The organism is Pirellulales bacterium (assembly GCA_036267355.1).
In the GTDB taxonomy this organism is placed as follows: Bacteria; Planctomycetota; Planctomycetia; order Pirellulales; family DATAWG01; genus DATAWG01.
This window is the reverse complement of the sequence record DATAWG010000074.1, coordinates 1-7,420: the sequence shown is the minus strand read 5'-3', so window position 1 is coordinate 7,420 and position 7,420 is coordinate 1. Positions and strand designations below refer to the sequence as shown.

Below are 7,420 nucleotides of genomic sequence, written 5' to 3'. Positions count from 1 at the left end.
GCGGCGAGCGATTTTAGTTTTTCATCGCTGCCCTTTGCCAACAGCGGCAGGCCGGTGGGCCAGTCGTTTTTGTAAAACGCTCGCCAGCGGCCGACGGCGAGGTTCGCTTCCGCGTCGGCCGGATTTTTGTCGAGCACCGCTTGGGCTTTCTTCGCAGCGGCATTGATCGGCTCGATGATCCGGATGTCGTGCCGGCGGCGCGACAGACGGTCTTCGATCGCCGCATGGGTCGGAATCTGCGATTTGCTCGCGGCATGGCTGGCAGCCGTGGCGAGCACCAATGCCGTCTCGTATTCATCGGCCGCCACGGCCTGGTCAATCAATTGCTCGGCCACGGGAATCGCGTCGGCCGCCTTGTCGGGCTTCGCAGCGGCGATGAATTTTTCCAACAGCTTTTGCTTCCCTTCCAAGGCGTCGATCTCGTAGGCCGCAGCGAGCGTGTCGACGCCCGCCAGAGCCAGATTCAAATCTCCGCCGGCAGCGGCGATCTCGGCTCCTTTCGTCAACAGCACATAGCGCTCAGCCGGCGAACTGCCATCCTTGGCCGCCACGTCGTATAGTTCTTGGGCCTTGGTCGGGTCTTTTAGGCCGGCGCCGGTGGTTTTGTAGAGACCGTCGACTTCTTTGCCGATCCGCTCGATTTCCGCAGCCTGCGGCGGGGCGAGTTTCTTCACCGGCTGCGGAGCTGTTTCCACCGGCGCCGTGTCGGCGACCGCCGCCGTTTTTTGCTCCGGTGTCCAACTCGGCTTGATCGGTTGATTCGTGCCGGCCGACAGTTCGACCGATTCGTGGAACGGCTCGAAACCGGTTCGCGCGATGCGCACCACATGCCGGCCCGGCGGAACCGTCAGCTCGAAGGGATTGCCATCCGGCTCGCTGCCGAGCGATTGCGTGTGGCCGTCAACCGTGAGTTCGGCATCCTTGCGCTCCTCCGGCGGCCAATCGAACACGAGCGTGGCCGTGGTCGGCGGCGGTTTGATCGTGACCAATTCCCGCCCGTCGGCCGCGACCGTGGCCATCGTGCCGAATGGCGGCGATCCGGAGCGAGTGATTTCAACGACATGCTTTCCGGGCTCGACGGCGATTTCCAGCGGCATGTGCTGCGCCACCGTTTGCGCGTGGCCGTCGATCTTCAACGTCGCGCCGCTTCGCAATTCCATTGGCCAATTCAACACCAGCACCGCCTTCGGCTTCCAATCCGCCGTCACCATCTGCTGCTGACCGGCAACGACGATCACGTCGGCAGCGAGCTTGTGTCCCGGCCGCTCGGCAACAACGCGATGTTCTCCGGCCGGGCATTGATATTCCCAATTCTTGCCGGCAGGGAATGTGATCGGCGCATTGTCGATCGTCACCGTCGTGTCGGTCCGGTCGGCCGCCGGCCAGTCGAACACGATCGTACCCGTCGCGGGCGACGAGTTATTCATGGCGAACAAACCGATGCCGGCAGCCGCGGCGACGATGATTGCGGCGGCAATGCCATAGGTGACACTGCGATTTTTCGCATCGCGTTTGGCGGCAGCCAGCTTCGCGGATTTGCCGCCGGCTTTCGCGGCCGGCTTGCCGCTTGGATCGCCCAATAGATCGTCCCACATGTCGGCCGGCTTCGCCGTCGCGGGGGCAACGGCCGGATTGACGGCGGCAGCGGCTTGCGGGAACGCCGGAGCAGCGGTGGGCAGTCGCCGCGGCGGCTGGCGCTGAATTGCGGATCCGCCGGGAGCGATCGGGCCAAGCGGCGCGATGCCGATGCCCGAGCCCGCGGTCGCTCCGCTTTGCGCCGCCGGCGCCATGGCGGGCAATTTGGCGCGAAGCCGCTGATCATAGACGGCCCGCTTTTTGGGATCGAGCAAACAAACCCGCGCCGCGGCCACTTCGTTCAAAAGTCGTTGGGAAAGCTCGCCGTGCTTGCCGCTTTGAAACGTTCGCAGATGGGCCATCTGCCGATCGGCAGCGCTATCGACGACGTCGGCGTTTGTCTCGAACAGCCGCAGCCCCAGCAAGCGATAATAATTGGCCGGCTGTTCCTCCGGCGGAATGGCGAGCCAAACATGATACGGATTGAATTCATCTGCCATCGCGACCCACCTATTTTCGATTGCGACGTTCGACCCGATCGCTCACCCGGCAGAGGTTGATTATCGTGTCACCCGTTTGGGATGGCAAGGTTTCCGCGAGGTGGGAGGGCCGGCGATTGTAGGGCGAAGCGTTAGCGCCCGTCCTCGCTAACGCTTCGGGCTTGTGTTGGCGATTGTAGCCCGAAGCGTTAGCGAGGGACGCACGCCGCTGGACGTCCGGTTTATGTTCGAGCTCAAGCGGCGCTCCCACTGGCCGACTTTGCTGGCCAGTGGCACACCCCCGGTGCTAAAAAAAGAATTGCAGCGCCTGTTAGCGCCCGTCCTCGCTAACGCTTCGGGCTTGTGATTCGTCGTCCCTTTCGTGGACGGCCGCCGTCCGCTTTTGACGCTTCGGGTCAATGTTTCGTTCCGGAACGGTTGTGCGCGCGCAAAAAAAGCCGCGGCCACGTTCGTTTCCGAACGGATGGCCGCGGCCGACGCGAACTTCTCTCTTCCCGATCCGCAGAAGACTGCTCTGGCATTATTTCGCTTGCAGCACGACGAACATATTGTTGTTGCCGACGCGGACTTGGAACATCACGCCTGCCTTCGGCGATTCATGCTTCATGGCCGCTTCGAAATCCTGCACATTCTTCACCGGCTTCTCGCCGACCTTGCGGATTAGCATGCCCGGCTCGAGCCGCTTGTGAGCGGCCACGCCATCGGGCTCGACCTGCCGTACCACGACGCCGTGGTGTCCGTCGAATGCCTTGGCTTCATCGCTGGTCATGTCGCCCACCGTCAGTCCGAATTCCTTCACCTGGTAAGTGTCGGTTGCGGATTCGGTGTCGCCTTGCGATTCCTGCGAGGAATTGTTCTCCGCAAATTTCGCGGGCAAAGCCTTCGGAGTGATGCTGACGTTCATCGTCTTTCCATTGCGGAGGATCGCAAGCGTTTGCTTCGAGCCGACCGGGGTCACTTCCACCAGGTCGCGGAGTTCGCGAGGATTGTGCACCGCCTTGCTTTGGTAGTCGACGATCACGTCGCCATCCTGCAAGCCGGCAGCCGCCGCGGGAGAATCCTTGACCACATCGGCCACGAGCACGCCTTGATCGGCCGAGGCGCCGAATTTCTTCGCCAGATCGGCGTTGAGTTCTTCGAGTTGCACACCCAGGTAGGCACGTTGCACCTTGCCACCGGCGAGCAATTGCTTGACGACCCATTTCGCGGTATTGATCGGGATCGAGAAGCCGATACCCTGATAACCGCCGCTGTTGGTTGCAATGGCGGTGTTGATTCCGATCACCTGTCCGTCGAGATTCACGAGCGGACCGCCGGAGTTGCCCGGGTTGATGGCGGCATCGGTTTGCAGAAACTCGTCGTGGTTGCTCTCGAGTTCACGTCCCTTGCCGCTGATGATGCCGGCGCTGACGGTTTGTTCGAGTCCGAATGGGCAGCCGATCGCCAGCACCCAATCGCCGACTTCCATTTCATCGGAATTGCCCAGCGTGGCGGCCGGGAGATCCTTGGCGCCTTCGAGTCGCAGCACGGCCAGATCGCTCGCCGGATCGGTCTTGATGTCGGTGGCTTTGAACTCACGGCCATCTTTCAACACGACAGTCACTTCATCGGCGCCGCGCACCACGTGGTTGTTGGTGAGCACGATGCCGGATTTGTCGATAATCACGCCGGAGCCGAGGCCATCGCGTTCCGGCTGCTGTTGCTGCGGGAAGTTGAACTGGCCCTGTCCGCCCGGAAACATCTTTTCGAACGGGGTGCCTTTGAACGGATTTTCGCCGTTGAAGGGGGTTTCGCTCGACGTATTTTTCATGTGCTTCGCGCCGGTGTGGGCAAGAATTTTGACGACGCTCGGCCGAGCGGCCGCAGCAGCTTGCCGGAAGGCATAAGAAATTGAATTCGCATGGCTGATGGCTTCGACGTCTTTGTGCGTCTTGACGGCCGACTGCGCTTGCGAATTTTCTTCCCCTTGAACGCGGTTTTGCAGGGCGACCCATCCGCCGCCCAACATGACGATGGCTCCGAGGGCCGCAGCGAGGCCCCAAGGCTTCCATGAGAACGAACGATTCATGACCAACTCTCCTTGAAAGATTGAAAACACTCTTTTTTTGCGAAAAAGCGGCGTTGCAGGCCACTTGACCGGCAGCCCGCCCTGGCGAATCGATTGCAATCGCGCTGGGGCTCGAGCACCCGACAGCGAAGCAAAATGGCCAGCAATTTCGTTCGGGACTTCGGAGAACCGGATGAAACCGATCGCTCGCGTCGCCAGTAGAATGTTTCCGCGGCCGCGATTCTCTTGCAAAAACTCTTGCCGAGAAACTGGAATTTTCCGGAATCCGCTGGCGGAAAAGAATTTGCAGCAGACTGGCGGATGCCATTGATACTGATGCCCGATCCCAGAGCGATCAAACCACGTGGCCCCGGCGCCATATGAAATCGGAGGGGTTAGGGGTCAAGGGTGGTGGATGAGTCGCACCTTTCCGGACCACGAACCCGAAGCCAGGAGCCACTAAATTTCGATCAGATGCACCGTGCGCGATGGAACCTCGACGACGGCGATCGAATGCGGATTTGCGCGGTGCACGGCGCCGGGATTGAGCACGAGCGTGTTGCCAAGCCACTCTTGGCGGGCGACGTGCGTGTGGCCGTGGCACACCATGCCCCAACTGCCGCTCGTGGCCGTTTCTTCGAGCAATCGCCCATCGTCGCCGTGCAAAAACGCGATTCGCACGGATTCTATCTCCAGCGAGCCGAATCGCTCGTGGCAGGTTTGCCCGGCTGCTTCGATCGCTTTCTTGAGCAGACGCCGATCATGGTCGCAATTGCCGAAGACGAAATGTGTCGGCCATTGCTGGAAGAGCAACACGATCTCTGCCGTATCGATGTCGCCGCAGTGCAACACCTCGCCGACTTTGAAGCTACCGAGCATCGCGCAGGCCGATCGTGTGTGCTCGATGTCGCCGTGCGTGTCGCTAACGACGCCGAGAAGCATTGTCATCGCTGCGGGCCTTTTCGATCGTGGTCACTGAGCTGCCGCCAGAATTGCCCGACGATACGCTTCGGGGTCGTTGACGTTTTCGAGCGACTTCAATTGCGGATCGACGTCGCGAAGCTCGTCGAGGCCGACGACCCGCAATCGCAGCGATTCAACGAGGGCGGTGAGGCGAAGCTGATCCGCGGCTAAGCGACGCTCGATCTTCGGCAGGACCGTCAGACGATACACGGCCACGAGCGGATGCAATCGGCCCCCATCTCGCGGCACCGCGGCTTCCGAATCATCGAGCAGCTCGATCATGCGTCGGACAAACTCGGGCCGCAATAGGGGCGCATCGCAACTGGTGACGAAGGACGCCGCGATGGGGATTGCAGCGGATCCAGTTGTGTAATTATCGTTTGTCGAGGGGATGTTCGCCAATGTCGCCAGTCCGACTGCCAAGCCTTCCAGAGGCCCACGGTCCGATTTGCGATCGAACACGATACGCACGTCCGCCGGCAAATCGGGGAGCCGAGCCGTTACTGCGGCGACCACCACCACCGGCCGGACCGCTTCGCCGACAATCCGAACCATGCGCTGGAGCATCGTTTCAGGGCCGAACGGGAGCCGCGCTTTGTCGGTTCCCATGCGTTGGCTGCGACCGCCGCACAAGATGATTCCGCCGCAGTTCATGTGCCACCATTGCTAGCAACGCGCGTCGGCTCGCCACGAGCTTTCTGTCCGATCCGGTTGTTTGCGTCGGCGGGAGTCTGCCGGTTCTATCGGATATTCGTTAAATGCGGCGCATTCAGGCTGCCGATGGTTTAACTAATAGCTCGTCTAACAGCTCGGGCCGGCGACGGACGGTTCCCGCAAACCGCTCGGATAAATCGCGCCCCGTATTTCACGCTTTCAGGGGAGAACTCACGAATGATCCGCCGCACTTTGTTTGCGCTTTGCTGCGTCGCCGGCCTGGCAGGCGCCTTCTCGGCCCGTCCGGCCAAGGCCCAGCAGGCGTTCGGCCGTCAGTGGGGCAACACCTACTCGACGCAAGACTGGGACCGTTTCTACCATTATCCATACGTCTACTACCCGCAGAATTTCTGGGGCAACGAATACTATCGCAGCTCGAACAGCCTCTACTACCGCTATGTACCCGAGATGCAGATCCCGGTGTACAACAAGCAATGGTTCAATTTCTACCCCTCGGGAGCGAAATATCACACCGGCCACCAGTTCATTTTGGACACGTTCTAGGCAACCGCAAGACGCAGGCGCAGCTACAAATCAACAAAACAAGCCCCGGGGCATCGGCTCCGGGGCTTGTTTCTTTGGGGGGGGGTCGCAAAGGGCGGCGGCGAAATGCCGCGGCTTGTCCTACTGCTTCGACTTCTTCTTGTGGCCCTTCATGATGACCGACACTTTTCCGTCGGTGAGCTTGAAGGCGATCTTGTCGCCGACGGCGATGTCTTTCAGCTCGCCTGGTTCACCGTTAATCTGGACCGAAACCGATTCCGACAGATCGTAGGGATTGGTTGTCGAGGCTTTGGTGGCCTTGTCGGTTTCCGTGATCATGATCTTGCCGTGTTCTTCGCCGGATTTAGCATCGCCGGTTTTTGGAGATTTGCTGTCCGCAACGGCCTTCGGCAGTTTGATGTCGGCCACTACGCCGTGCTTGGCCTTATCTTTGGCAGCCAGAGCATTGCTGGCTGTGGCGGCAGCCACACACACGCCAATGGCAACTGCCAACACTTTTACAGCTCGACAATTCATCACGCAACTCCTTGAAATGGAATGATTAACGAGTCGGCCAGGAACGCGCGTTCCCAAACGCCGCAAACGATTGCTCTCTCTAAGATTGACCGGCGAATATTGCTCGCGGCGGTCGTAAGGCGGGATTGATATACGGAATGGCTCGATTCGGGCCCATCCGTGCGCCGGAAAGGAAGAAGCGGATCAAAACGCGAATTGGCAAACCGGTCGGCCACACCCCGTGCGACCCATCCGCCCCTCGGTCCACCAAATATACATTGCGGGTCGCCGCATGCAAGGAATCCGAAACCTTGCCCCACGGCGACTCAAACGATTAAACCCGGATAACAGTAAAGAGTTTCGCGAAAAACTTTTCCAATTAGGGAATAGGGTTAGTGGGTTAGGGGTTCGACCCGCGAAACCGCAAGCGCGCTGCCATTTCAAACGGCATGGATCCGCGCTTGCGGTTTCGCGCGTCCTTCCCTATCCCCTCACCCTGACCCTATTCATCTCCTCGCTCTAATCCCTAACTTGCAGCTTGATCTCGTCGGAGTTGGCCTTTAGCTCGGGGGCGTACATCGCCGAGGCCCGGGCCGGCAACGCGCTGTAGCGGCCGGGGATT

The 7,420-nt window shown here is 60.4% G+C and carries 6 protein-coding genes; 1 reads left to right on the top strand and 5 read right to left on the bottom strand.

Going from position 1 to position 7,420, the window contains the following annotated elements:
* The 4 genes from VHX65_11675 to VHX65_11660 all read right to left on the bottom strand — a co-directional run.
* Positions 1–2,075, bottom strand: a 2,075-nt coding sequence (locus tag VHX65_11675) for a hypothetical protein (protein ID HEX3999202.1), incomplete at its 3' end; no start/stop codon positions are given.
* A 520-nt stretch (positions 2,076–2,595) separates the two neighbouring features.
* Positions 2,596–4,143: a Do family serine endopeptidase gene (locus VHX65_11670; protein ID HEX3999201.1), complete on the bottom strand. Its 1,548-nt coding sequence runs from the start codon at positions 4,141–4,143 to the stop codon at positions 2,596–2,598.
* A 438-nt stretch (positions 4,144–4,581) separates the two neighbouring features.
* Positions 4,582–5,070, bottom strand: coding sequence for a YfcE family phosphodiesterase (locus VHX65_11665; GenBank protein ID HEX3999200.1), 489 nt, complete (start codon positions 5,068–5,070; stop codon positions 4,582–4,584).
* A gap of 24 nt (positions 5,071–5,094) precedes the next feature.
* Positions 5,095–5,739 (bottom strand): molybdenum cofactor guanylyltransferase, encoded by a 645-nt coding sequence (locus VHX65_11660; GenBank protein HEX3999199.1) that lies wholly within the window; start codon positions 5,737–5,739, stop codon positions 5,095–5,097.
* A gap of 237 nt (positions 5,740–5,976) precedes the next feature.
* Here VHX65_11660 and VHX65_11655 point away from each other — a divergent pair, with 237 nt between their 5' ends.
* Positions 5,977–6,303, top strand: coding sequence for a calmodulin-binding protein (locus VHX65_11655; GenBank protein ID HEX3999198.1), 327 nt, complete (start codon positions 5,977–5,979; stop codon positions 6,301–6,303).
* A gap of 120 nt (positions 6,304–6,423) precedes the next feature.
* Here VHX65_11655 and VHX65_11650 read toward each other — a convergent pair whose 3' ends face one another.
* Positions 6,424–6,819, bottom strand: a complete 396-nt coding sequence (locus VHX65_11650) for a hypothetical protein (protein HEX3999197.1) — start codon at positions 6,817–6,819, stop codon at positions 6,424–6,426.
* Between the last annotated feature and the right edge of the window lie 601 nt (positions 6,820–7,420).